Source organism: Deinococcus sp. QL22, assembly GCF_023370075.1.
GTDB lineage: Bacteria > Deinococcota > Deinococci > Deinococcales > Deinococcaceae > Deinococcus.
The window spans coordinates 14076-39036 of the sequence record NZ_CP097152.1 but is presented as its reverse complement, the minus strand read 5'-3'; the positions used below and the strand labels follow the sequence as shown (position 1 = coordinate 39036).

At 61.7% G+C, this 24961-nt stretch carries 23 protein-coding genes and 2 pseudogenes; 13 read left to right on the top strand and 12 right to left on the bottom strand.

All coding sequences use genetic code 11. The features are described from left to right. Positions 1 to 138: 138 nt before the first annotated feature. From M1R55_RS22165 to M1R55_RS22140, 6 genes are all read right to left on the bottom strand, one after another. Entirely contained in the window at positions 139 to 498 is a 360-nt protein-coding gene (locus M1R55_RS22165) for a hypothetical protein (RefSeq protein ID WP_249395576.1), read from the bottom strand. A 5-nt stretch (positions 499 to 503) separates the two neighbouring features. Continuing rightward, positions 504 to 743, bottom strand: coding sequence for a hypothetical protein (locus M1R55_RS22160; protein ID WP_249395575.1), 240 nt, complete (start codon positions 741 to 743; stop codon positions 504 to 506). A 145-nt stretch (positions 744 to 888) separates the two neighbouring features. Further along, entirely contained in the window at positions 889 to 1173 is a 285-nt protein-coding gene (locus M1R55_RS22155; protein WP_249395574.1) for a hypothetical protein, read from the bottom strand. Positions 1174 to 1398: 225 nt separating this feature from the next. Further along, a complete protein-coding gene (locus M1R55_RS22150) occupies positions 1399 to 1545 on the bottom strand; it encodes a hypothetical protein (protein ID WP_249395573.1) in 147 nt (48 codons plus the stop codon). Between the two features lie 122 nt (positions 1546 to 1667). Beyond that, positions 1668 to 2441: an IS3 family transposase gene (locus tag M1R55_RS22145; RefSeq protein WP_249395572.1), complete on the bottom strand. Its 774-nt coding sequence runs from the start codon at positions 2439 to 2441 to the stop codon at positions 1668 to 1670. A gap of 64 nt (positions 2442 to 2505) precedes the next feature. Beyond that, the gene (locus M1R55_RS22140; RefSeq protein WP_249391310.1) at positions 2506 to 2736 is read right to left on the bottom strand and encodes a transposase; all 231 of its coding nucleotides are present in this window, start codon (positions 2734 to 2736) and stop codon (positions 2506 to 2508) included. Positions 2737 to 3008: 272 nt separating this feature from the next. On the opposite strand from M1R55_RS22140, the gene M1R55_RS22135 reads away from it, so the two are divergent. Beyond that, positions 3009 to 3131, top strand: a complete 123-nt coding sequence (locus M1R55_RS22135; RefSeq protein WP_371827304.1) for a DUF4326 domain-containing protein — start codon at positions 3009 to 3011, stop codon at positions 3129 to 3131. A 183-nt stretch (positions 3132 to 3314) separates the two neighbouring features. Here M1R55_RS22135 and M1R55_RS22130 read toward each other — a convergent pair whose 3' ends face one another. Together M1R55_RS22130 and M1R55_RS22125 are read right to left on the bottom strand one after the other, a co-directional pair. After that, positions 3315 to 4133 (bottom strand): IS3 family transposase, encoded by an 819-nt coding sequence (locus M1R55_RS22130; RefSeq protein WP_249394170.1) that lies wholly within the window; start codon positions 4131 to 4133, stop codon positions 3315 to 3317. A 23-nt stretch (positions 4134 to 4156) separates the two neighbouring features. Next, positions 4157 to 4387: a transposase gene (locus M1R55_RS22125; protein WP_249391310.1), complete on the bottom strand. Its 231-nt coding sequence runs from the start codon at positions 4385 to 4387 to the stop codon at positions 4157 to 4159. 333 nt (positions 4388 to 4720) lie between these two features. On the opposite strand from M1R55_RS22125, the gene M1R55_RS22120 reads away from it, so the two are divergent. Continuing rightward, on the top strand, positions 4721 to 5176 hold the full coding sequence (locus M1R55_RS22120) for a hypothetical protein (RefSeq protein WP_249395570.1): 456 nt from the start codon (positions 4721 to 4723) through the stop codon (positions 5174 to 5176). Between the two features lie 289 nt (positions 5177 to 5465). On the opposite strand, the gene M1R55_RS22115 is transcribed toward M1R55_RS22120, so the two are convergent. Continuing rightward, positions 5466 to 5861 (bottom strand): DUF3846 domain-containing protein, encoded by a 396-nt coding sequence (locus M1R55_RS22115; RefSeq protein WP_249395569.1) that lies wholly within the window; start codon positions 5859 to 5861, stop codon positions 5466 to 5468. A 55-nt stretch (positions 5862 to 5916) separates the two neighbouring features. After that, on the bottom strand, positions 5917 to 7998 hold the full coding sequence (locus M1R55_RS22110; protein ID WP_249395568.1) for a hypothetical protein: 2082 nt from the start codon (positions 7996 to 7998) through the stop codon (positions 5917 to 5919). A 448-nt stretch (positions 7999 to 8446) separates the two neighbouring features. Between M1R55_RS22110 and M1R55_RS22105 the strand changes: the two are divergent. From M1R55_RS22105 to M1R55_RS22070, 8 genes and pseudogenes are all read left to right on the top strand, one after another. Continuing rightward, a pseudogene (locus M1R55_RS22105) lies at positions 8447 to 9158 on the top strand (IS6 family transposase). Positions 9159 to 9375: 217 nt separating this feature from the next. Then, positions 9376 to 11193, top strand: coding sequence for a malto-oligosyltrehalose trehalohydrolase (treZ, locus tag M1R55_RS22100; RefSeq protein ID WP_249395567.1), 1818 nt, complete (start codon positions 9376 to 9378; stop codon positions 11191 to 11193). Positions 11194 to 12326: 1133 nt separating this feature from the next. Further along, positions 12327 to 12554, top strand: a complete 228-nt coding sequence (locus M1R55_RS22095) for a hypothetical protein (protein ID WP_249395566.1) — start codon at positions 12327 to 12329, stop codon at positions 12552 to 12554. Between the two features lie 292 nt (positions 12555 to 12846). Then, positions 12847 to 15972, top strand: coding sequence for an AAA family ATPase (locus M1R55_RS22090; protein WP_249395565.1), 3126 nt, complete (start codon positions 12847 to 12849; stop codon positions 15970 to 15972). A gap of 170 nt (positions 15973 to 16142) precedes the next feature. Beyond that, complete coding sequence (locus tag M1R55_RS22085; RefSeq protein ID WP_249395564.1) at positions 16143 to 16658, top strand: RICIN domain-containing protein; 516 nt, start codon at positions 16143 to 16145, stop codon at positions 16656 to 16658. 51 nt (positions 16659 to 16709) lie between these two features. Beyond that, the gene (locus M1R55_RS22080; RefSeq protein WP_249395563.1) at positions 16710 to 16958 is read left to right on the top strand and encodes a zinc ribbon domain-containing protein; all 249 of its coding nucleotides are present in this window, start codon (positions 16710 to 16712) and stop codon (positions 16956 to 16958) included. A gap of 144 nt (positions 16959 to 17102) precedes the next feature. After that, positions 17103 to 19994 carry a S8/S53 family peptidase gene (locus tag M1R55_RS22075; RefSeq protein WP_249395562.1) on the top strand — a complete coding sequence of 964 codons (2892 nt, stop codon included), beginning with the start codon at positions 17103 to 17105 and terminating at the stop codon, positions 19992 to 19994. Between the two features lie 55 nt (positions 19995 to 20049). After that, a complete protein-coding gene (locus M1R55_RS22070) occupies positions 20050 to 20745 on the top strand; it encodes a hypothetical protein (RefSeq protein WP_249395561.1) in 696 nt (231 codons plus the stop codon). 366 nt (positions 20746 to 21111) lie between these two features. Here M1R55_RS22070 and M1R55_RS22065 read toward each other — a convergent pair whose 3' ends face one another. Next, positions 21112 to 21630 carry a hypothetical protein gene (locus tag M1R55_RS22065; RefSeq protein ID WP_249395560.1) on the bottom strand — a complete coding sequence of 173 codons (519 nt, stop codon included), beginning with the start codon at positions 21628 to 21630 and terminating at the stop codon, positions 21112 to 21114. Between the two features lie 144 nt (positions 21631 to 21774). Here M1R55_RS22065 and M1R55_RS22060 point away from each other — a divergent pair. The 3 genes and pseudogenes from M1R55_RS22060 to M1R55_RS22050 form a co-directional block, all read left to right on the top strand. Next, positions 21775 to 22050: pseudogene (locus tag M1R55_RS22060) on the top strand (IS6 family transposase); the annotation flags it as partial. A 198-nt stretch (positions 22051 to 22248) separates the two neighbouring features. Further along, the gene (locus tag M1R55_RS22055; RefSeq protein WP_249395559.1) at positions 22249 to 22500 is read left to right on the top strand and encodes a hypothetical protein; all 252 of its coding nucleotides are present in this window, start codon (positions 22249 to 22251) and stop codon (positions 22498 to 22500) included. 40 nt (positions 22501 to 22540) lie between these two features. Continuing rightward, positions 22541 to 23368, top strand: coding sequence for an alpha/beta fold hydrolase (locus M1R55_RS22050; RefSeq protein ID WP_249395558.1), 828 nt, complete (start codon positions 22541 to 22543; stop codon positions 23366 to 23368). 778 nt (positions 23369 to 24146) lie between these two features. On the opposite strand, the gene M1R55_RS22045 is transcribed toward M1R55_RS22050, so the two are convergent. Beyond that, the gene (locus tag M1R55_RS22045; RefSeq protein ID WP_249395557.1) at positions 24147 to 24911 is read right to left on the bottom strand and encodes a transposase; all 765 of its coding nucleotides are present in this window, start codon (positions 24909 to 24911) and stop codon (positions 24147 to 24149) included. Between the last annotated feature and the right edge of the window lie 50 nt (positions 24912 to 24961).

Below are 24961 nucleotides of genomic sequence, written 5' to 3'. Positions count from 1 at the left end.
TGCCCGCCCCAAGACCTACACGTGTGGCCAAGGCAGGATCCAGTTACTGTTTTGGCTCCGCCAGGAGCCGGCACAATTCCCTCAAGTCCTGCGGGAGCTCTCCCGTTGCCTGGCCTAACGCCTGCCACTGGCCCTGCGTCACCCCCGTTCATCTTCTAAACGGGTGATCTCCCGCTGAGTTGCCGCGTTCGTCGCCTCCAGCTCAACCATCTGCTCTTGTGCCCCCTGTGCTTCCTCTCTCAGCGCCTGTTTTTGAACGGCATGGCTCTGCCCTGCCCATTCCAGACTCCGGATGTGCTCCAGTGTCTCGGCCGCCTGACGTTCCAGCTGCATCAACTCCTGTTCTCCGCGTTCATGCCCCACGTGCTGCAAGCGGTGCGCCGCCTGAGCGCCCACCTGTTCCAGTTGAGTAATCTGTTGCAGGGAGTGGGCGCGTCCCACCGCGGCTTGGATGATGTCTTCGAGATCTTGCACCTGCTCCAGCGAAGTTTCGTGCACCAGAGCTAGGGTCTGTTGAATCTTAAGGCGCAGGTGATGGGCCGTTTCAAGCTGCAGTCGTCCAGAAAAAATAATCTTTCTGCGCTCGGTCTGGTGCTCTTGGGCGAGGGGGTGCCCACCTGGGCCAATGGGATGGCCCGCTGTTGGTCGAGGGTGGAGGCCACCACCTGCCGCAGCGCTTGCGTGACCACCAGTTGTTTGCGTCCAGGATCAATAATCTTGTCTAAAATATCGAGCTGAATCAATTCCGCTGCCCCGACATGTCTCCGGGCAGATGACGATGACGTCCGCTCCTCGCGCCTCGCGGGTCATGCCCTTAAGCTAAAGTAACGTGTGAGACAACAAAAATCCACACCCAAGGGAGGTGGATTCAAGGTAAAATGCTCGAAATCAGGAAGCGTCGTAGCCGATGTATTCCCCCAAGCGTTGTTCAGGCAAGCCTTGAGCAATGACCCGGTCGACTACGGCACAGAGGTCTTGGGCGGCAGCTTCTATGCCGTGGTCTTGGGCCATCACGTCGTTGTACTGAAACACTGCACCATGGGCACCCGCTTCAGCGACCGTCGCCACGCAATACTCAGTCACGCCCGTGTTAGAACCACCCGCTGGCCTAGACGCCACTTTGTAAAGTCCGGGATAGTGGCGTTCCAGATGTTCTTCGAGAAACTCAATCACTTGAACGGGGGTATGAGCGCACATGGGGTCATCATCCAAGACTGACCTCGCAAGCGCGTGAGGTCAGTCTTCATCCCAGTTCATGCCCTGCACCGACGTCTGCTCACGTTCACGCTGCTCTGCCAAGAGGGCGCAGAGGTGGCGGTTGGGTATAGTCCCAGCCGCCCTGGCCATTCCCACCCTTGACCAGCAAGAACAAGCCAATTCCACCAGTCTTCTCGACGGCTAGACCGCTTCCAACACCCGGCCCAAGAAATGCGCGTGCTGCCGCGTGATGATCAGGCACTCGCCCGGCAGGCCGTCGGCCGGACGAATCCAGAGATTCAAGACGCTCTCCAGTCCAATCTCCGGCACGGCCAAGCTCTCGCTCAAGGGCTGCTTGTTACCGACAAAGCTCGGCCGATCATGGCGGGGGCGCCTTGGCGTTTGGGGAGACCTGCTCCCCCGCCTTGGGCTGGCCCCAATGTTTGGACGACTGCGAGTAGAGACTCGGCTCAGATACAGGGTACAGGATGTGAAGCCGATTGAGCCAGCCAGGTGGCGGCGAACTCGTCTGGCGTTTGGTAGGACAGTGAAGAATGTGGCCTATGGGCGTTATAAAACGCTCGCCAGCCTTCAATGAGGACGCCTGCATGTTGGGCCGAATAGAACACTTCTTGGCTTAAACATTCTTCTCGCAAGCGGGAATGGAAGCTCTCGGCAAAACCGTTCTGCCAGGGTTTCCCCGGTTCTATGAACCGGGTGCTGACCTCCTGCACGGCCAACCAAATGCCCAAATCACGAGCAATGAACTCCGATCCATTGTCACTGCGCAGAAAGGTTGGGGCACCTCTTTCTTTGATGACTTCGTCTAAGACGGCTTTCACGTCCATGGACGTGAAAGCCTGCGCGACGCGAATGGCGAGCGATTGGCGGGTGAATTCATCCGTCAACGTCAGGATTTTGAGGGTGGTGCCTCCGAGGGTTTGGTCGAAAATGAAGTCGTATGTCCAGACGTGATTGGGGCACTCCGCTTTCATGGGGATGGTGTTGCCGGTGCGGATCTTCCGGCTGGGCTTTTTCTTGATCGTCAGCTGCTCCCGCCAGATCCGTCTGACCCGCTTCCGGTTGATCTGGTTGCCTTCTTTGACGAGCAGCGCGTGGATGAATCGATAACCACGACGCGGATGTTGCCCCGCCAGTTCGCGAATCCGACGACGAACTTCATGGTCCTGACGCGGTTTGGGCCGGTAGTGCCACGAGGATTTGGGAAGACCCGCCAGAAGCAAGCCCGAACGGGCTTGACCCGCTGCGTGACGAGGTCTCGCACCATGGCACGCTTCTCAGTGGTCGTTATCGCTTTTTTGCCAACACCTCCTTGACCGCCTCGATTTCGAGGCGCTGCTGGCCGACGATCCGCAATAACCGCGCATTTTCCTTCTCCAAGTGGCGCAGCCGCTTAGCTTCATCCGGTGTGGTATCGCCGTACTTCTTTTTCCACGTGTAGTACGACGCTGGGCTGCATCCGAAGTCCCGGCACAACTCTTCTATGGGCTGTTGACCTTTCTTGGCGTCCTGCAGCAACTTCCCGGATCTGGTCTTCCGTGAATTGCTTCTGTTTCATAACATCTCCTCGCCTTCCAACCTGACAAATCAGGGCTGGAATGGCGAGCTTTCGTCTCTACTTCACGCCGTCCAGTTTTTGGGGGGCACTCCAGCCTCCCTTATTGATTTTGAGAAGCATAACTATTGATAACGGTAGAAATTGAGGTTGGTTACAGATGAAGGCGCTCCGATAGGACACGTGGAGTACAAGGCGCGCTTTTGCCCTCCCACTCAGATTTACGCCATTATCAATAAAAGCGCTGGTCGAGCGCGTGCGGGCAGGGGAGAGCTTGCTGCTCATTTGTTGGTGTGCGCCGCTGGCCTGCCATGCCGACGTGATCAAAGAAGAAGTGGAGCGGCTCGTGCAGGCATGAGCAGTGGCGCCGTGCAATGGACGGTGCTGTGCCTGCTCATCAGCGTCGTGCTGCTGTCCGTGACGCTGCTCTACCGGGCCGCGAGGAACGAGCAGAAGAGACGATAATCCGCCCCTCTGCCCGCTTCGGCGCGGGCGTCTGGGCTGGCCCCAATGTTTGGACGACTGCGAGTAGAGACTCGGCTCAGATACAGGGTACAGGATGTGAAGCCGATTGAGCCAGCCAGGTGGCGGCGAACTCGTCTGGCGTTTGGTAGGACAGTGAAGAATGTGGCCTATGGGCGTTATAAAACGCTCGCCAGCCTTCAATGAGGACGCCTGCATGTTGGGCCGAATAGAACACTTCTTGGCTTAAACATTCTTCTCGCAAGCGGGAATGGAAGCTCTCGGCAAAACCGTTCTGCCAGGGTTTCCCCGGTTCTATGAACCGGGTACTGATGTCTTGCACGGCCAACCAAATGCCCAAATCACGAGCAATGAACTCCGATCCATTGTCGCTGCGCAGAAAGTTGGGGGCACCTCTTTCTTTGATGACTTCGTCCAGGACGGCTTTCACGTCTATGGACGTGAAAGCCTCTGCGACGCGGATGGCCAGAGATTGCCGGGTGAACTCGTCCGTAAGTGTCAAGATTTTGAGGGTGGTGCCTCCAAGGGTTTGGTCGAAAATGAAGTCGTAGGTCCAGACGTGATTGGGGCACTCCGCTTTCATAGGGATGGTGTTGCCAGTGCGCATTTTCCGGCTGGGGTTCTTCTTGATCGTCAGCTGCTCCTCCCGCCAGATTCGTCTCACTTTCTTCCTGTTGACCTTGTTGCCTTCTTTGACGAGCAGCGCGTGGATGAATCGAGAACCACGTCGCGGATGTTGCCCCGCCAGTTCGCGAATCCGACGACGAACTTCATGGTCCTGGCGCGGTTTGGGCCGATAGTGCCACGATGATTTAGGCAGACCTACCAAGAAGCAAGCCCGTTCGGGCTTGACCCGCTGCGTGACCAGTTCTCGCACCAAAGCACGCTTCTCAGTGGTCGTTATCGCTTTTTTGCCAAGACCTCCTTGACCGCCTCGATTTCGAGGCGCTGCTGGCCGACGATCCGCAATAACCGCGCATTTTCCTTCTCCAAGTGGCGCAGCCGCTTAGCTTCATCCGGTGTGGTATCGCCGTACTTCTTTTTCCACGTGTAGTACGACGCTGGGCTGCATCCGAAGTCCCGGCACAACTCTTCTATGGGCTGTTGACCTTTCTTGGCGTCCTGCAGCAACTTCCCGGATCTGGTCTTCCGTGAATTGCTTCTGTTTCATAACATCTCCTCGCCTTCCAGCCTGACAAATCAGGGCTGGGATGGCGAGCTTTCGTCTCTACTTCACGCCGTCCAGTTTTTGGGGGGCACTCCACGTCTTGCTGCCAAGAAGAGGGCATTACGGGCCTCGTTCAGGCAAATGGCGGAGCTGATGTCCAGATGGAGGGGATAGAGAGGTACAGATTGCCTCTTGTGTCATCTGACCAATCAAGGGGAAGGGTAGGCTTCTTTTCGAAATTCCAATCACAATTTACGTGTACGCACGCTCCATTCCCTGTTAGAGGGAGGAAGTTCATGAACAAGCGCCTTGCACTCATTGCTCTCGGTACCTTCAACCTTGCCTCGGCGGCCCCGACCCACGTCAATCTTCAGGTGCCGGTGACGCTGACTGTTCCCAACCCTTGTGCGCCCTCAGACGCCGTGACCCTCAGCGGAACTGTCCATATCGTCGGGCAGGTCAAGACAGACACCTCAGGCACAGCTGCCAAGGTGCACGTGAATGTGCAGAACTTTGGTGGAACGCCTGAGGCGGGGCGACTGTACCGCGCGCAGCTGAACGGCAAAGCCAACCTAGACTTCTCCTCGACGGTACTGCCCGCTTCGGCCACTGGATCGGTGAATGCCCGGTTGATCAGCCAAGGGTCAACCGACAACTTCGGCCTCGAGCTGAACTTTGACGTCACAGTGGATGCAGCCGGCAATATCACCGTGAGCCCCATGGCTCTTCCCGAAGGCAGTTGCAACGGCTAAAGTCTTCTCTAATCATGGCTCCCCATCAAATGAGACGGGGAGCTTCTTCATTGCGAGAAGTGATGATAACCACCCATCCACTCGGGTCATGTCAGAGGAGATGTCACGGTCGATCGGTGACCCTCAGCGCTCAGAAGCAGAGGCTTCAATCTCAAAGCCACCGGCCTGAGTCAGGTTGAGCGTGTGGCTACCCTTCCCACATCTGTGTCTATCGCGCTCGTCTAGGTCTGCGTGACGGGCCAAATATGGGCATCTCAGTCCTGCCCCCCCCCTGTGGCACTGTGTGGTGCTAGGCCGCGTCTACCCGGGTCAATACCCCGATGCCTGCCTCTACCGCCGTGCAAAAGCCGGTATCTACGGCGTCCAGCATCCCGAAATAGCGGCGCTGGTGCTCGCGCTTGGCGCGGTTGTTCTGGCCGTCTGGAAGCGGCACGATCACCACTGACCCCTGCAACGGCGCAGAAGTTGATGGCAAGCCAATCATGCGCCCCGCTTCATGGTTGACGGGCTGGCCGCACCAGTCGTCCAGGTGCACAACCTCGAATCGATACGGCTCGTGAAACCCTTCCGGAAAGTACGCGATCCAGCCACCGACCGCGCCCTGCAAGGCGTCCAGACGGGCATCGCCTTCCGGCAGTTCTAGCGGCTCTTTGCGCCCGTCTGGGTGAATCGCGAGGGCAATCATGCGCCTGCCTTGGCATATTGAATTGCGGCTTGCGCGTAGGTGTGCTGGGCGGCGTTCAGGGCAGCAGCACCTTCAACCCCGCGGGCACTGTCGTCTGGCCATAGATGTTACGCCCCGAGGCGCCGACTGTTCCGTCGGCTTGCAGCACCAGATCGTGGTCTGTCCCTGACGAGATGGCAACACCGCGCCGCAGAAAGAACAAATCAGCCGCGGCACTGCCGCGGCCCCAGCCGTCGACCGATCCATCTGCGATCGTTTCATCTGAGATCAGCACCATACTGTGATCGCTGTCTGCGGCGATGGCGGCCACACCACGCAGCCTCGTGGGCACACTCGTCTGGCCATTGGCGTTACTCCCCCAGGCGACGACCGTGCCGTCCGCTTTCAGCGCCATACTGTGATCATCCCCTGCGGCGATGGCGACCACACCCTTCAGCCCTGCTGGCACAAAACTGTAGTACTCCCCCCAGGAGATGACCGTGCCGTCTGCTTTCAGCGCCATACTGTGCCGGTAACCTGCTGCGACAGCAACCACATCGCTCAGCCCCGCCGGTACATCCGTCTGCCCATCTAAGGGAAACCCCCAGGCGACGACTGTCCCATCTGCTTTCAGGGCCACACTGTGATATCTGCCCGCGGCGACAGCAACCACACCGCTCAGCCCCGCTGGCACATCCGTCTGGCCCCATTCGTTCTTCCCCCAGGCGATGACCGTCCCGTCTGCTTGCAGCGCCAGCGTGTGATCGCCACCCGCCGAGACAGCGACCACACCGCTCAGCCCTGCCGGTACACTCGTCTGGCCAGCATCGTTCTTCCCCCAGGCGGTAACCGTTCCGTCTGCTTGCAGCGCCACGCTGTAAGACCTGCCTGCGTCCAGGGACATAAAGGGTGAGGTGCGCAGCGGGATCGTGAGCGGCGGGAGCGTGTCCGTTTGACAATAGACACGGATGCTGCCCTGAACCGTTCCGGTCTGCCGTTGCAAGGGGAAGGAGGTGACGGGATGCACCAGATTGTTGGTCACACCCAAGGTTTCTGGCGTGCGTGAGGTCCATGTGGCCGGCCTTGGGAAGACCATGCCGTTGAAGATGAAGGCCGCGCGCGGCTGGAGATGCGCGCCACCCAGGATGGACGGCAGTTTCGGAGCGCTTCCGCTGAAGCTCACTTGGGCGTTCACGAGCGTGGTGGTCGGAGCACTCCGCGATCCAGCCGTTCTCACCTGGCATACGGGGACGCCGTTGGTCGCGCTGGTCGCGGGCGTGATCGCTGGTCCCAGCAGCGTGTGAATTTCTGCGCCAGGCAAGGCCGCAGCCCGCGCCTCGACGGCTGCTTTGCCCGCCGCGTCCTGCTCTTCGAGGCCCTGCGTGACGGACGTGATGGTGTTCGTCGCCAGACTCACCAGCAAGCCAAACCTGAACACGTCCTGCGCTGCGTCCGCCTGAAGCGGCAACGAAACGGCAAACGTCACCTTCCCCGTCCCACCAGCAGGAATGACCCGGCCGCCACCACTGGTAGCCACAAAGCCATACGGCAACAGGTCATAGCTCGTGCCGCTGGCATCCACCTGCGCCTGCAACGCGTCGAGTTCACCGCCCGCGGTGTCGTCGAAGACCTGAAGGTTGGCAGCCTTTTGATCCACACTCAAGGTGTCGATAGAGAGATACACCGGCTGTGTGGGGAGAATCTGGCTGGCCAGACCAACCGCCGCGTCGGTGCCTCCGAAGGTTTTCATGGACGTGATGGCCGAACCGTCCAGCGTCGCGGTGCCTCCGAAGCGCCGAACCGCCACGAACGTCAGGTTCTGGAGATCCGTGCTGCAAGTATTGGTCACGGGGAACGTCGCCTGCAGGTACCGCTTGCCAGCGAGGTCAGCACTGCTCCTCGAGAGGGCCGACCCAACGACGACACAGGTACGGTCCGTGAGGGTCTGAGCCGCTAAGCGCTGCACCGCCTTGGCATTGAGGGGTTGGTCACCACCGCCATTGAATTCGATCTCCACCATTCCGAGCCTGGGTTCCCCTTGACTGGGCGAGGTCACCACCGGCACAAGCCCAACAGGGGGCGCCGCAACAGAGGGCGTGGAGCCGCAGGCGGTGAGCGTCAACATGCCCGTGACCAGGAACAGAGTGGGCGTTTTCATTGGTAGCCTCGAATGATGGTTAAGAAGGAGGGAGCTGACGCTCTGGAGATCAAGGATGAACCAGACCCACGGAGGCCAGAGGAGTGAACAACAGGTCGCGGTGGTTCGCGCCTTGGGCGGCTGGAGGGGTGACCTGGAACCCCTCGCTTGAGAGGAGCTCGACTTGAACCATTCGATCGTGTGTGGCGGAGCAGCGTGCGTCTGTGAGGCGGCACGGGACTCGCCATCATTGTCCGCATGATCACAGCTTAACGACCGCCTCTTGCAGGCACGTCACACAAGGCCTGCAGCATTCAGCTGTTGCTGGATGCACCCTCCAGGGGAACTGGCTTAAATCAAAGGTGCAGAAATCCTTCTGTCGCCACCCCTTATGAAAAGTAACCTTGTTTCCCTTAATGGCGCCAGACGGTTGCGTTGCCTTAATCGGGTTGGGGTAGGCTGACCCGCCGTGACCGACGCCAAGCCCGACCGCCACCGTTTCAGGGTGACGATCATTCAGCACGCCCAGAAAGCTGTACCACCGCTTCCCGTTAAGGTATCGAGACGTGCAAGAATTGCTTCTCCAGCGCGGCATTGAGGTCAGTTCTCAGATGCTGCACGAGTGGTGCATCCCATTCGGACCTCTCTTCGCTGAAGATCTGCGCCACCGTGAACCCCGTCGGGGTTCACGGTGGCATCTGATTGAGGTGTGTACGAGCGTCAATGGTGTCAAACCCTGGCTCTGGAGAGCCGTGGACGAGCACGGCTTCGTGCAGGGTATCCTGCTCCAGCGCCACCGTGACACGGAAGCGGCGAAGACCTTCCTGACCAGGCTCCTGGGTGAATATGAGGTTCCGGAAGTCATTCATACCGATCAACTGGGGAGTTACGGGGCCGCAATCCGGGAACTCCCCAGTCTGGTCAACGTCGACCACCAGCAGGTCATCTCTACGGCACGTTGTAACAACATAATTGAGCAATCTCACCGTTCTCCACGATGTCAGGAACGGCAGCAACTTGGATTCAGGCGGCGGAAACGAGCGCAGGAATTTCTGAGCCTACACGCCCGAATTGAAAATTTCCACCATCACACCCGAACGAGCGTCTCCGCAGCTTACAGACGAAGCAATCAGATACAAGCGTTCCAGACGTGGTCAACCGTCGCGGCAGGGGTGGCCTGAATCGCAGGCCACCCCTGCACTCAGCCCGCCGTGACGTCAGTTTAGGCCACTTCTGGTTGGTCAATCTACCTTCACCCCTGCGGCGACTTGCCAGGATCCCTCGCATGGTTTTTTGAATAAAGCCGTCTTAAGCCACATCAACAAAGGGCTTCAAGTCGGGTGAGCCGCTTTGGGGAAGATCAAATGCAAGCCTTTGAGTGAAGTCCTAGCTTGAAGAATGTCAATTCCTTACGTATCTGAACGTGCTGTTTCGCTGTCAGCCTCACCGTTAGGGGCGTTTCTTTCTGACCAAGGTTTGACGTTCCGGCTCTGGAGCTCACACGCCCAGCACGCTGCTGTCGTGTTGTATCAGCCCATTGAGGAGCAAGAACGTCGAATGTTAGCTCCCCATGGACAGGGGATGTTTGAGGCCACGTTCCCTGATTTAGGGCCGGGGACGCGGTACAAGTTCGAGTTGGATGGGCAGCTCTATCCAGACCCGTATGCCCGCTGGCTCCCGGACGGCGTTCATGGCCCAAGTACGGTGGTGGAAAGCAACTACCTCTTCCAACATGCGCGTCCGCAGCACCGTCCAGATGAACTGGTGATCTACGAACTGCATATTGGTACCTTTACGCCGGAAGGCACCTACCGTGCGGCCGCAGAACGCCTGCCCCATCTCCGTGATCTCGGGATCACCTGTCTGGAACTGCTTCCTCTCTCCAGCTTTCCTGGCCGGTGGGGGTGGGGCTATGACGGGGTCGCTCATTTCGCTCCGTTTGCCCCTTACGGCACGCCCGAAGAGTTGCAGGCCTTTATCGATCAGGCGCATGGATACGGCCTGACGGTCTTGCTGGATATGGTGTACAACCATTTCGGCCCCGACGGCAACTATTTAAGTGCCTACAGTCCAGAATATTTCACCTCGGCGCATCCCACACCCTGGGGCACGGCACCCGATTACACCCAGCCGTTCATGCGGCGTTTGACGCTGGATTCTGCGCTGCACTGGTTGCACACCTACCGTTTCGACGGGTTCCGGCTGGACGCCACCCATGCCATCGTCGATCCGAGTGCAGAGCATCTGCTCCGTGAACTTGCCAGGGTTGTCCATGACTATGGCTCCACCATCGGCAACCGCTTGTTCCTGTTTTGTGAAGATGACCGCAACTTGCCTGATCTGGTCACGCATGACGGAATGGACGGCGTGTGGGCCGACGACTTCCATCATCAGGTGCGCGTGCTGCTGACGGGTCAGCGCGACGGCTATTACGCGGGGTATCAGCCGAGCGTAACGGAACTGGCACGGTGTATTGACCGGGGATGGCTCTATGAAGGCCAGTACTGGTTGCCGGGACAACACCATCCACGCGGCCGACGCGCCGATGCCTTGGAGGGGTTTAACTTTGTGTACTGCATTCAAAATCACGATCAAATCGGGAACCGGGCCTGGGGTGAGCGCCTGCAAGACGGCGTCGGACAGGCAGGCTTTTGGGCGGCCAGTGTTCTCCTGCTGTTTCTCCCCATGACGCCTCTCCTCTTTCAAGGTCAAGAATGGATGGCCCAGACCCCCTTTCAGTTCTTTTCCGACCATCAGGGGGAATTGGGTCGACAGGTCTCCGAGGGTCGAAAGGCCGAGTTTGCAGACTTTGAGGCTTTCGGTCAGGGCGAAGGGGTGGCGGCCGTGCCTGATCCACAGGCGAGCAGCACGTTTCAGAACAGCAAACTGAACTGGAGGGAACTGAGTCAGGCGCCGCACGTTCAAACGCTAAGGCTGTATCAAGATTTGTTGCGTTTGCGGCGAGACGATCCGGTGCTGAATCAAAGTGCTCGGCAAACCCTGCGGGCAGGCAGTTATGGTGACCTGCTGTGGGTCGAGCGCCGCCATGCCGGAGAGCGGCGAGTGCTGTTGGTGAACTTTTCAGATCAGCTGGTTCCGCTCAGTGAGCTGGACGCTTTGGCTCTAGGCAACGCGCTTTCAATCCTTAGAACAGGTGAGGGGTCTCCCACGGTCATCAACGGCAAGGAGGCGGTGATCTTGGCTGCCACGCTTTGATCCTCACCTGTTCTGACGTGAAGAAAAGTGCGTGCCGGACAGTGGCACGGGTTAACCAAATCCCTGGCCGCACTGCTGCGTCTCTACAGTCCACGCCCGTCTTGAACCCCATTTTCCCTTCAAGTCGACCCTCTACCGGACTTGGTCAACATTAGCTACTTACATTGCTCAAGCGTTCGCCCAGCCGATCTGAAAGTGTGGTGACCTGCCGCCCTCTGCGTCCCTTTGATTCTAGGAGAAGTCTGTTATAACCCACACTGCCAAGAACAGCGCTCAATCCACTCGTTCACCTGCGGGTGTTGGCTTACAGCCGGTAGCGTAAGGGAGCTTCTCAGCCCTCTCCCTGTTGGCCAGGACACCCACAGTGTTCCTGCAGGTGCCAGGTGTGGCTTGAGGTTGGGTAAGCGTTCGTCAAGTTTCTCGGCCGCTGTCGTAAAGAAATGCAGGTAGTCGAATACCCCATCTCCGAGGTGTTCGCTTCTGGCCAATGGAGGGAGCTGCATCGACTTGAGCGTTGCGACAGGAGCATTGACAAAGAACGCTGCCGCACCTGCTTTCACCCCCATCTTCTGAGCGACTGTCCTGGTCATTTTTCCTTCAGCATGACGCACATAAGACCTTCTGCGAAAGTGGGGAGCTCAACTGGCCGGATGTTTAGTACCGGACACCTTACCCGCCAACCACGCCAGGGGCTGAGAAACCAGACGCCAAGAGATTCGCAAAGGTCACTCGTGCTTAGTTTGCTGCGGGCCAAGTTCAGGCAACACAACCCCCGGCTGGCATGTTCCGCGTCCCGGAGGACAGGCCTCCTCTTTTGTTTTCACCGTGCTGGCACAACTTTTCAAGACGCAAAGAAATGAAGGCGGCGGCCCGACTTGACACGCCTCCACCCAAGGTGATTAATGGCACTACGACCCTGACCGACAAGGAGATCATATGGAACCTAAAATCCTGACCCTTGATGTTGGACGACCCCTCAATGTACTCGGTAACCCTATGACCGTGAGATTGACTGCTGCAGATACGGATGGCCGCCTGACCTTGGTCGAGCAACTCAACAAACCAGGAGTCGGCATCCCCATACACGTGCATGAGCGTGGACACGAAGTCTTCCACGTCCTTGAAGGGCAGAGATGGAATTTCAGGTCGGGGCTCAATCGGTGGCCGCCCTCGCAGGCACCCCTGTCTTCCTGCCCCAGATGATCCCGCACACCTGGCGGGTGGTGGGAAACGCGCCCGCCAAAACCCTGCTGTCCGTCTTCCCAGGCGGTGCAGAGGCCATGGAGCAGGAGTTGAGCGACCTGCCGGCAGCCCCCCCGACATGGAGCAGGTGGTTAAGATTTGCGCCCGGTACGGCGTGACTTTTCCGCCCCCGTCTCCTAACACGTAGACCGCAGTGATGGCTGGGCGTACGGACCGTACTCCACGAGTCTGCACCCCTCGTTCCCGAGCGTGAGGACTTGTCCGAAACCCTCACTGGGGTGGTGTTCCTTTACCCCTTGGGGGAGCACTGGGAGCTGACTGCTGCAGGATCCGCCGACTTCACCTCCCTCCCAGAACCTCTTTGCGCTGCAAGACTTATGCTAGGCCAACTGTGCTCCTGTCTGTGACCTCAGTCCTCACTCAGCACAACCCCGGAGGTGTCGCTAGCGGATGACCCAGGATCTTCCCGAGCTGGCCCGGCGTTTGCGTGCTCTGACGGCGAGGCGCGGTGGATTGACCGTGGGCCTGTGGGGTGGGCCGGGCATTGGGAAGACGTACACGGCCCAGGCGCTGTTGCGCGGGACGTCTTGCCGCAACCTGAGCCTGCACAGTCGCGTGCCGCTGCCCGAACTCGCCCGAGCCCTCCCACGACCCGCCCGCTTGCCGTCCTGGGCTGAGCGGGTACTCGAACGGCTCGGGCAGGGCGAACCTATGGAACACGCCAGCAGCGTGGACGCCCTCGCCGCGGCGCTGGCGGGACTGGCGCCGTTTGTCCTGCACTTGGAAGACTTGCATGAGGCAGACCCAGAGCAGCTGAGCCTGATTAGGGCGCTGGCGCGGCGGACGACCCGGACGAAAGGGGCGGGCCTGCTGGTCACCAGCCGTACCCCGCCGCCCGATGGGTTTGAAGCGTATCTCCAGGGGCCGCTGGATGCCCGCGCTGCGGCTGGGCTTCTTCAAGCTGAGGCTGGGGCGGCGCTGCCTGGGGAGGCCCTCGTCTGGATCTTTGGGCGGGCAGCAGGCAACCCACTCTTCACCCTTGAATACTTTCGTCTGCTGACCCGTCAGGGGCACTTGTGGAATGACGGGCAGTCCTGGCGGTGGCGGAGCCCGCCCGGGAATCTGATGCCAGTGATGGTCGAGGCCCTGATTGAGCGTGCGCTGCTGGACGTGAGCGCCGAGCCCCGACTCGCCGAGATCCTGGAGGGCAAGGCAGTATTGCCTGTCGGCGCGGACAGCACGCTGCTCGCCGCGCTGACCGTCCTGACGCCCGGGGAGCTGGCGGAGGCCGAACGGGAGCTGGAGCGGCAGACCATCTTCTCAGCTGGGGAGTTTATCCACCCGCTCTACCGCGAGACGGTGCTCCGGACGCTGCCCCCAGAGCGCCGCCGCCAACTGGCCCGCCGAGCACTCACCGCCTTGCAGGACGATCTGCCTGCGGCCAGCGCCTTCGTGGAGGCAGCGGAACTGGATCCAGCTGCCGCGCAGGACTGGTTGCTGAGGGCGGCGGCCGGGCGGGACGCGGTAGGCGACCGGGTGGGGGCAGCCAGGCTGCGGGCCCGCAGCCTGCGCTATGTGGACGGTGCGGTGGCCGCTCGGCGGGCACTGGAGGCGGCGCACGGACTAAAAGAAGTGGATGTGCCGGAGGCGACGCGGCTGGCCGAGCGGGCGGGCCAGGCGGCTGGGTCACGCAGCGAGGCAATCTGGCTGCTGTCCGAGCTGCTCGCCGCTCAGGGGCAGGGCAGCCTCGCCGAGCAGCGGCTGGAGCAACTCCCTTCCGCCGAGCGCGAGGGACTCTCCTTTGTGGCCCGCGTGCTGAGGCTGCGCGCTCAGGACAACACGCGACTGACTGAACTGCTGGACGAACATCCCGGTGTCCTGGCGTACGCCGACCCAGGTACAGTGTGTCAGGTGGGCCGGTCGCTGGCCTACTGCGGGCGGGCGGCGGAGGCTGAGGACGCCGCCCAAGACCTGCTGGCGCGCCCCAACGACCCCGGAGCGCGGGTAATGGCCCTCAAGGTACAGTCGGTGGTGGCCCAAGTTCGGGCGGACTTCGTGGCGATGGAGCGGCTGGAACGCGAGATACTGGATCTCGTGCGGCCCACCGGCAATCTGCGCCTGATTGACGCGGCGCTGTTTAACCGTGCGATGGCCCTGGGGACGCTGGGCCGTTACCCGGAGCAAACCAGCTGTCTGAAAGAGGCGCTGGCGGTCTGCCAAGAACTTGGTGACCCGACCGCCTCCGCCATTGCTCAGGTGGCGTTAGGCAGTGTGCTCAGAGAGGCGGGCGACTATCAGCAGGCCGAGACGCTGCTGCACGAGGCCCGCTCCTTTCTGGAGGGCCTAGACGTGACCGGCTATCTGGTGGACTGCGAGTGCGCTCTGAGCGCACTGTACTTGGCCTGGCAGCCGCCCCATGGATCGGTGCTGGCGGCCCGCTACGCCCGGGCTGCCCTAAACCACGCCCGCGGGTTTGACGATCCGCGCTCCCTAGCCGAGAGCCTGCCGATCGCCGCCCTGGCTGAGCGCTGGGCCGGTCAGCCTGTGTCCGCACTGGCGTTGGCCGATCAGGGTGCCACGCTGGCGGAGCAACTGGACATGCCTCAGATGCGTCAGGCGGCCCAGGCTGCACGCGGCAGTGCTTTGCTCGCCCTGCACCGCCCGCAGGAGGCGCTGGAGGCGTTCGACCTTGCTCATACCCTGGCGTGGGAGATGGGGGACCTGCTTGCTGCGCACCGCGCTGGCCTGGAACTTGACCAGTTGCGCGGCGACCTCCCCGGGGCCCGTGCACGGCTGGCGTGGTTCGAGCAGTGGGGGCTCGGAGCGAGCGTCGACCTGGCCCAGCGGCTGTTCCCCGAACTGACCCTGAAACAAACAGAAGCACCCAGCACCTCCAGCCAGCACCATCCGGGCGAGCCGGGTCTCCGGCTGGAGGTGCTGGGAGCGCTGCGTTGCGGCGTCCCGGGTCGTATGCAAGCGGTACGGGGCGGCAAGCGCCGTGAGCTGCTGACCTACCTGCTAGAGGCCCGGCTCGCGGGCCGCCCGGAGGTGCCCCGACTCGACCTGCTCGACCTGCTGTCTCCCGGCCACGACGAGGCCCGGGCGGATGCAGCCCTGCGGGATCTGGTGTTTCACCTGCGGGAGGCCTACGGCGCCGGGTTGATCCTGACCGGCCCCCGCGGCTATGCGTTGGGCGACGTAGCGAGCGACGCCGAAGACTTCCTGATGGGCGGCGACGTGCGGCTGTGGCGCGGCCCGTGGCTGGACGGCGTGGACACCCAGCCACGCGATGACGGCGTGCGGTACGCCCTATCGCGCGCCCTGTATGAGCGGGCGGAGGCGCTGCTCGCCGGCCGGCCGGACGAGACGACCCGGCTGGGCCGCCTGCTGCTGGACATGGACCCTTACGACCAAACGGCCCTGCATCTCACGCTGAAGGCGCTGCGTGCAGGCCAAGATCACCGCAGCCTGAACCGGCTCTATAGGCAAGCCCGCGAGCGCTTGCTGGATGTGGGGGAGCGCTTGCCCGAGCACTGGGCCGATTTCCTTGCGGCACCTTCCGGCACAATCCTCTGATTTTCTGACGCGCGTCTCACGGTACTTCCCTCACCCTGAACGGGAAAGGAGGTGCCGCCCCCTCAGTGAGGAAGGCCCAGGCATGCGTCAGCACGTCGCTCCCTTCTCCTCATCCTGCGGGCGTCCCTGCGTTCGTGGCTCTTCCCCCCTCAGGGAAATCAGGAGCAATCATGCTTCGTATCATCGCCCCACGCCGCACCGTTCTCCTCGCCGCCCTCGCCTTTTTGGCGGCCAGTGCCCAGTCAAACGCCCAGTCACCGGCGTATTACCGCCTTCAGCTCAAGTCGAACGGACATTACCTCGACGCCGCGCACTGCACGACCCGGGTCACGCTAAATCCGGGATCCACCTACGCGGGCGGCGCGTGTCAGGCTTGGCGCTTCATTCCCGCAGGCGGGGGCTGGTTCCGCCTTCAGCTCAAGTCGGGCGGGCAGTTTCTGGACGCCAATTACTGTTCTTCCCCGATCGGTCTGAATCCGGGGTCGACTTATGCAGGCGGGGCCTGCCAGTTGTGGCGGCTGGTCCCGGCGGGCAACGGCTGGAGCCGCCTGCAGCTCAAGGTGAACGGCCAGTACCTTGATGCCGATCACTGCACGACTACCCTGGCCCTGAATCCCGGTTCGACCTACGCGAACGGCGATTGTCAGTTGTGGCGGCTGGTGCCTGTATCCGTCCGCATCGATTGAGATGGAGGGTGTTTAGTTTTCCTCACCCTGGCCACTGCAAGGAGGTTCCCCGTGGACGGCGGTTCAATGGACGGCTTCCCGGAAGACAGCGCAGTGGGTGGGCGCCTGCGCTACCGCCTGTGCCCTCACTGCCTCAGGGCAGTGCCTGCCAGTTCAGACGAGCGGTACTGCGTCAATGACGGCACACGGCTGCTGGAAGGCTGCCCAGTGTGCCAGCGGTTCATCTCCTCCCCCTATGCCCACTTCTGTGCGGCCTGCGGACACCCCTTCGCGCTCCCTGCTCGGGAAGCACCCAGTTGAGGCGGCGTTCCTTCCCCGCCGCTCTCCAAAGATTCGGGAGGCTGACAGTTCCAACACCTTCCCCTGCACCGCCCTGACCTTGCTCGCCGCCAGCCTGTTCACACTTGCGAGTCTCACGGTAGTCCCTCTCATTCCCTCCACAGGATGGTGCCCCGCATGAACCACACGGCGCGAATTTCCCTGATGGCTCTCCTGCTCTCCGCGTGCACTGGCTCGCCCTCATCCGGGCCGGATCCAGGCGCGAAACCCACTATCACCCGCTTTACCGCCGCGCCCGCCGCCCTGACCGCGCCCGGCTCCATCACGCTGGCCTGGGAGGTCAGTGGGGCGACCACGCTGGAGATTGACGGCGGCGTGGGAAGCGTCACGCCGCCCACCCTGGGCAGCCAGAACGTGAATCTGGTGGCCACGACCACCTACACCCTCACCGCCCGGAATGCAGCGGGGAGCGCCACAGCGAAGGTGACCGCCAGCCTGAACGCGCGGCCCTTCAGTTACCGCATCGATTCCGCCGTGAGGCCCTTCACCGGTAGTGTGACGGGGTGGGGCGGCCCCCGCCCGGTGGTGGCAGTGCGCGACGCAGCGGGCCTGACGAGCGCCTTTGTCGCCAACGAACTGATTGCGCTGCTGGGAAGCCAAGCCGACCTCGACGCCCTTCTAACGCGCACCGGCGCCGCAGTGCTGGACAGCTATACCGAGGGTGCCGAGCGCACCGTGCTGCTGCGTCTCGACCCTGCGGCGGTCAGCTTGGACAGTTTTACCGCTGACGCTAATGCCCTGGGTACGCCAGGTGAGAGCGTGTTTTCCAGTGAGGAGGCCGCGCGGCTGCTGGCGCTGGTCGCCCGTGAGACGGTGGGCGGCCTGAAGGTCAGCGCCAACTTCCTCGATCAGCCGCAAGGCGTGCTGCTGAAAACTCAGGAGGGCGGCGCTGTATCGGGCACTGCCGACGCCTTCTCCCGTCCTGAATTCAGCAACGCGGTCAGCAAGCCGCAGGTCGTGCAGGCTTGGCAGTTCGTGGCCGCGCACGGGATCAGCGCCCCTCGCCGCCGGGTTCGCGTGGCGATCATCGATGGAGGCTTCTGGCTGAACCTGGACGGCACCAGCCTGCCGGACGCGAATGGTCAGGGCGACTTGCCGCCTTTGCCGGTTCAGGCCAACTTCATCGGAGAGGGCAACGCCTCGGGCCTCAATCCGGCGGACTGCGGCGAGGGGAATCCCTGTCTCTACCACGGCCACGGCAGCGCCAGCGTGGCGGTGGGAACCCTCAACAACGGCGCCCACGCCGCAGGCACCGGCGGACAGGTAGCCGATCCGATGCTGCTCCGCAGCGACCTGAGCACCTACTCGGTCAAGCACGCCATCGACTGGGCCAAGGGACAGGGCGCCGACGTCATCAACATGAGCTTCGGGGGCGCGTGCGGGTGGTGGTGCCACGCGGGCAAGGACCTGGCAGGCTACTACGACGCCTTCGACCGGGCGCACGACGCGGGCATCTTCCTGGTCGCTTCGGCGGGCAACGGCGGCAAGGATAAGCTCGGCGACGACGTGGAGGACGAGAGTTACGAGCCCTGCATCATCAGCGGCGTGTTCTGTGTGGGCGCGCTGGGCAGTCCCGGACAGGCCTACACCAACAGCGCCAAGCCCTACTCCAACTACGGCGGCCCAGTCAACCTGTGGGCACCCACCGACATCGTGGCGATGCCCGACGGCGGCTCCGGGGGCCAGTCCGTGATCCACAACGGCACCAGCGCCTCAGCGCCTTACGTCGCCGGGGTCGCCGCGATGATGAAAGCGATGAATCCGGCCCTGAACTACGGCCAGATGCGGGACATCCTTCAGGACACGGCCTGGACCGACTCGCCTGACCCGCGCGTTACGCGCTACCTCAACGCCTTCGAGGCGGTGAAGAAGGCCGCCGACTTCCGGCTGCCCCCCGACCGCTTCGAGGCCAACGACGCACCCGCCTCGGCCACAGCCCTGACTCCGGCGCAGCACGACGACCTGACCATCCACGCGGGCAGCGACGTAGACCGCTACCGCTTCACCACTACCGGCCCCACCGAGGCCACCCTGAACTTCCGGCATGCCGACGGCGTGGGGAAGGTCGGCTTTGCGAACTACGGCCTGAATAAGGTGGTGGGCTGCGGCGACCCGATCGAACTGGCGAACGCCAGCGTCGTGAATGGCCGTCAGGTCAAGTACCGGCTGCCCGCCGGGGACTTCTCGTTCGTCCTGGCAGGCGGCCAGCCCATGCCCTATGACCTGGGACTCAGTGTGAACAGCCGCTCCATCCTGCCCGACAAGTACGAGTTCAACGCGGCCAACGTCCAGACCGGGAACGACACCCGGGCCCAGGCGTCGTATATCGGCGACGGGGGGTACCTCAGCTCTAGCCTGCACGTGAATACGGACGTCGATTTCTATACCTTTTACAGCCGGGGCAACACCAACAACATCACCGGCACGATGAAAAGCCTCGCCCGCGTTGAGGGCGCAGACGGTCCCCTGATCCTGCGGGCCTTCACGTCTGATGGCACGCCGGTCGGTCTGGACGCGTCCAGTGGGGACTGTGCCGACCAGGCGCGGCTGGTGGTGCCGCAGGGCTTTATCACGGTGGCCGTTAGTGGAAGCGCGGCAGGGGAGTACAGTCTGTGGCTCGGTTCGACCGGCGAGCAACACCCAGTGTTAAGCGTCAAGCAGCTGATTTACCTCATCCTGCACCCCAACGTACCCGTTGAGCTGACCTTGCGTGAGCCGACCGAACACTTCCTGATCAACAAGGTCAGCGACCTGGGCCTCAACAGCGTGGAACTGCTGGGCGCGGGCCTGCACCTCACCCTCTACAGCGAGGCGGGCAGCCTGATCGCGGAGGGCGAGAACTTCCAAGGCGGTGCGGGCGAACGCATCGAACTGGCACAGGCCCTCTCCGAACAGCGGTACGTGCTGCGCGTCGCGCGGGCACTGGAAGGCGAAGCGGACGCGGGCAGCGCACTGGTTCCCGTCAAGGCCACCCTGAACATCCAGACCGGACGCTGATCCACGGGGGCAGGATTGATGTGAGTCTGTTCCGCCCCATTGAAGGAGTCTTCCTATGAAACTTGCCCTGTTCCCGACCGCCCCGGCCCTCCTCACCCTCGTACTTTTTCCGGTCGCCGCCGCCCAGAATTATTCATTGATCGTGAATGGTCAGGTGGCTCCAGCACAGGCCATCGTCGTGAAAGGTCAGACGTACGTGCCACTCTCGGCAATCAACTTGCTGGGAATTCCAAGCAGCCTGAAAGGCAGCACGCTCACGCTGGGCACGGGAGCGGCTCCCACCACGTCGCCCGGCGGGGCCAATCAGCGCGCCTCGCTGGAGGGGTGTCTGGGCGACACGCTCTTCAACGGCGTCTGGCGCATGACAGTCCGTTCGGTGAAACCCATCAGCCGGTACAATGGGCAGCAGCGCGGTTACGCCGTCAGTGTGGAGTGGAAGAACGGCAGCACGGCTACGGCAGACGCCCTGAATACTGGAGTCAAGTCCCTCCAGCTCGTGCTCCAAGACGGCAGCACGCTGGACAGCGAGAATGGTCAGCAGCTGCTGTACCGCAAGCTGGCACAGGGGGCGGGGAACACGTTTACGCTGGAGTATTACGCCGATTCGGCCCAGTCCACCCGCCTGACCCCAGCCGACAAGCTGCTCGTCGAGATCGACCCGGCCGTGCTGCGGAACACGGGCGTGAAGGCAACGTACAGCACGTCCATGCCCAGCTTCCGGGTACGCTTGAACTGCCCCAGGTCGGTCTAAGGCACTCGTGAACACTTGATCCTCCGCTGACTGAGCTTAGCCGAGGAATTAGAGGCAGGGTTCATCGCTGAGGTCAACCGATCCAAGCTGCGAGGAACAACGTGTCCCTGGGGATATAAAGCCCACTCAACACACTGTTTCTGGCGGTCATTCTTTACCTTGTCTTAATGGTCGCATGGGATGCGCCCCGCTCACTGAGCGGGGCGACAGGGGAACGCCCCACCCTTGAAGAAGGTGGGGTAGCGGTACGTGCTCATTTCTTACTTCACACCCATCGCACGCACAAGAGTGATCCGCCTCTTCCCATGCGCAGGGTCTGTACTCAGCTGACCAATAATCTTGGTCAGCTGTTCAGTAAAGAGTCGTTCAGGACTTGCCTTTTCCCTTGCCCGGGTTGCTGTCCGACTTGTCGGTCTTTTCGCTTTTCTCGCCCTTATCCTCGTGATGAGGTGGGGCGGTCGGAGGTGTAACAGCCGCAGTGCGGGTCGCACGGTTGACTACCGCAGGTAAGGGCAAAGACTGAACCTGACCGTTCGGGCCCATCCATTCGATCTTAATGGCGCCGGGACGACTCAAGTCACGAGCTACGTTGACTGTGGTCGCCTCGCCTGTCTTCGGCTGCAGGCGAACGGCCTTAACGTCACTTAGGGTCTTGCCAGCACTCAGCGTCAGTGTGCCGTCAGGATTTACGGTGCCAATTACGGCGCCCAGTGCGTCAAGCAGGCTGGCAGACCCACCTGCGGCGAGAAACGTGCCCCAGGCGTCCCGAATCTGGTTCGGTATCTGATGAGGCAAGGTCACGGTCGTGGGAGCAGGAACCACCTGAGCGATCACAGGCGTCAGGGAGAGCGCGGCCATCATGAGCAGAGCAGTACGTTTATTCATGTTTGAACCTCCAAGAATGAAGTCATCGCCCATCGGCGGGAGTGAGAGATGTTTGAGGCGTGTAGTCTGCCAAAAGAAGCTGACGCTCCTCTGTCTGTAACCTGAAAGGGTTCTGACAATTTAAGCGCGGTAGGCTAATCGTCCGTGACTGACCGTAAGACTTACCGCCACCGGTTTCCGCTGAGCATCATCCGGGACGCGCTCTGGCTGTACCACCGCTTCTCCCTCAGTCAGCGTGATGTCCAAGAACTCCTCCGAGCGCGCGGCATTGCTCTCAATCACGAGACGCTCCGCCAGTGGAACATCAAGTTCGCCCCCCTCCTCACCGAAGAACTGCGACACCGGGAACCCTGGTGGTTCTTGGATGAGGTGTGGATCGAGATGGGTGGCAAAAAACTTTGGCTGTGGCGGGGATTCGAAATGTTGTTTGATAGCGAAATGGTTTCGGTGGTCTCTGGCCTGGTGGCGTTCCCTTCCAAGATCTCTGGCCGCGATTGCAAGCCCATCTGCTTTCTCAGGTGAGGTGCAGAGGGGTCAGCTCACCAAGGCCAATTTGCTGCGTCAGGCAGGTGCTGAGTCCATCTCTGCAGTATCGCCTCCCGTGGACAGGTTCTGAAATTGCTGTTATCAACGGCGATTAGTGCGGCTCTGGCCCAAGTGCAGGATGTGAAGAAGAGCTTCAGGTATAAACCCGATCACTCGACAGTCCTGACGGTCAGCGATTGGCTAGGCTGGCGTATGGCCGAAGACGACGTCCTGCAGAAGGCCAAAGAATTGCTGGAGCGTTCTGCGGCGCTGGAACGAGAGCTGGAGCAGTTCTACCAGCGAGAGGCCGAACAAGGGCGGGAGGCTCAAGTGGTCTTTACGTGATCGGGCGTGCAGCCACACGGCACGCCCCGAAAGTAAGGGGGTGACTTCACCCACATCCGCCGCCTCTCCGGGCCGCTCCGGTTCTTCGCTCCACCACATCCGGCGCGGCCAGGGCAAGCCGCTGCTGTTGATCCATGGGCTGGGCAGTTCTTGGCAGACCTGGGCGCCGATTCTGGCCGGGCTGGAGGCGCAGCGTGAAGTCATCGCCGTCGATCTGCCCGGCTTCGGCCACACGCCCCCGCTGCCCGGTGAAGTGAGCATCGCCACGCTCGCCGACGCGCTGACCGATTTTCTGACGCGGGCGAACCTCCTGGGCATCGACGCAGTGGGCACCTCAATGGGCGCCCGGTTGGTGCTGGAACTCGCGCGGCGCGGGGGCGTCCTGGGAGCGGTGGTGTCACTTGATCCAGGCGGGTTCTGGCGGGGTTGGGAACGGGGCTTTTTCTACAGCACGGTGGCCGCGTCCATCCGGCTGATCCGTGCGCTTCAACCTGTCATGCCCGCCCTGACGGCTTCTCCCGTCGGCCGCAGCGCCCTGTTCGCCCAGTTCTCCTCGCATCCCTGGGCCTTGGCGCCGGAACTCACCCTGACCGAAATGAGGAGCTTCGCCGCCTCACCTTCCACCGACGAACTGCTGCGCAACCTGGCGTTTGGCGAGGTGCAGCAAGGGATCCCCCGGGGCCGGTTGGCGCACCCTCTGGTGATCGGCTGGGGCCGGTGGGACCGGGTGTGTCTGCCGGTACAGGCATCAAGGGCTCAGCAGTTATTTCCTGACGCCCGGCTGCATTGGTTCGACCACAGCGGCCACTTCCCGCACTGGGACATGCCCGCACAGACATTGCGGCTGATTCTGGACACGACATCCTGACAGGGCCGCCGACTGTTCTGACAACTGAGCTCGACTTTGGCGATAGCAGAGGTCAGGCGGCAGAGCAGAGCGCGTCGGTGAGGCGCTCGATGAACTCAAGTGGGACTTGAATCATTTCGCGTCCTGGCGCAGATGTGCGAAACGTCGGCACCTTCCACAAGGCTCGCCGAACTTTGGCGAGCGCCTCAACGAAGGTCGGCAGGGGCTGATCGTATCAGGCGGCCCGACGAACCCAGACGTCCTGGCTCTTCCAGCGTTCGTGGGCCATCCGGGTGACGAGTGAGAACAACCTCAGCAACGCTGAGGTTGTTCTGGCCATGGCCAGATCGATCCACTGCCGCTGTGCTTCCACACCTAATGAAAGGGGTGGGAGGCCAGTGTGATCCCAGACAGCCGTCTAAGAACAAGAGTTTCTACAAGATTGGGCAAGACGTCTGGGCGGACGAAAGAGCAGGGTCAGCGCAAGAAAACTGCAGTCAGTACGTCAAAAGTGGATGATCTTGAAAAACGCGCTGCCAGCGCGTTTGAACACGACCAGTCCGTTATTACCACGCTATTGATGCGCTACGCTCCCCTTCAGGTTTCCGCTGCTCTCTGTCACCCTGACTGCGACCCGTGTCTAGCACAGTCAATATAATGTCTGCTGTGCTGACCGTGCTTTTTTCCGTACTGATCCTGAAATGAACGTTCTACACGACGCATTTTCTTGACTGGAAACACTTGTTGAGAAACGATGTCCACCTCCCGGTGGGTCTCCCCGTACCAGCGCGTCTTTGGATCATGAACCAGGGACGCCAGGGGTGAAAGGCGGTCGCCTTTGAGCCGGGGTCAGCCCATCTGGCGAGCCGCTCAATCGGGTGCTGGGGTGTAGAGCGCCGCATCCAGGCAAAGCCCTAGCGGTGACGGTCATTGGACGGCCCTGCTGGAGATCGGAGAGCCACTGGATGACCGCGGAGGCGATGTCTGCCACCACGATCAGTTGCCGTCCTAGACTCCAGCGCTGCACGACGCGGAGCATGTGCCGGGCCCAGTCGGTCAGCGACTGGTGCCGGTGACCGCGTTCTTCGTTGTCCCGCTGTGACGGCACGAGTGCCATCAGGAATGGCCGTGCCCAAGTGGGGTTGGCCCAAGGGCTGGGCATGAGCAGCATCAGGCCCAGCCGGCGGAGACCGCTGGCCTTGACGAACTGACCGCGACTGGATCTGGCCGGACCACGGGAGATGCCTGTGGCACTGATCTTCGCGCCGATACGTCGGAGGGTGGTGTTGTCCAGGCCGAGAACCAGCGGTTCTGAGGAGACAAAGGCGGTGAGGAGCAGACCGAACAGCACCCGACTGGCGTGAAGACTCGACCAGTGCGCCCGACTCAAGAGGCGGTGAAATGTCCCGAATCTTGGATCGTCTGCCAGGCCAAGCACCCGCAACGCCGCCGTCACCGTCCGTTTCCCAGGAGACAACAGTGCCCCGACGACCAGGAGTTGCACCTGCGGCCAGAGGCGTGCCGGGAACAGTGGAGTGGAGCCTTGCAGAACCCCGTGAACCACGTCGGAAGCAGTGTCATGCTCAAGTGTGATAGGGGAACAGCTTGCTGCTC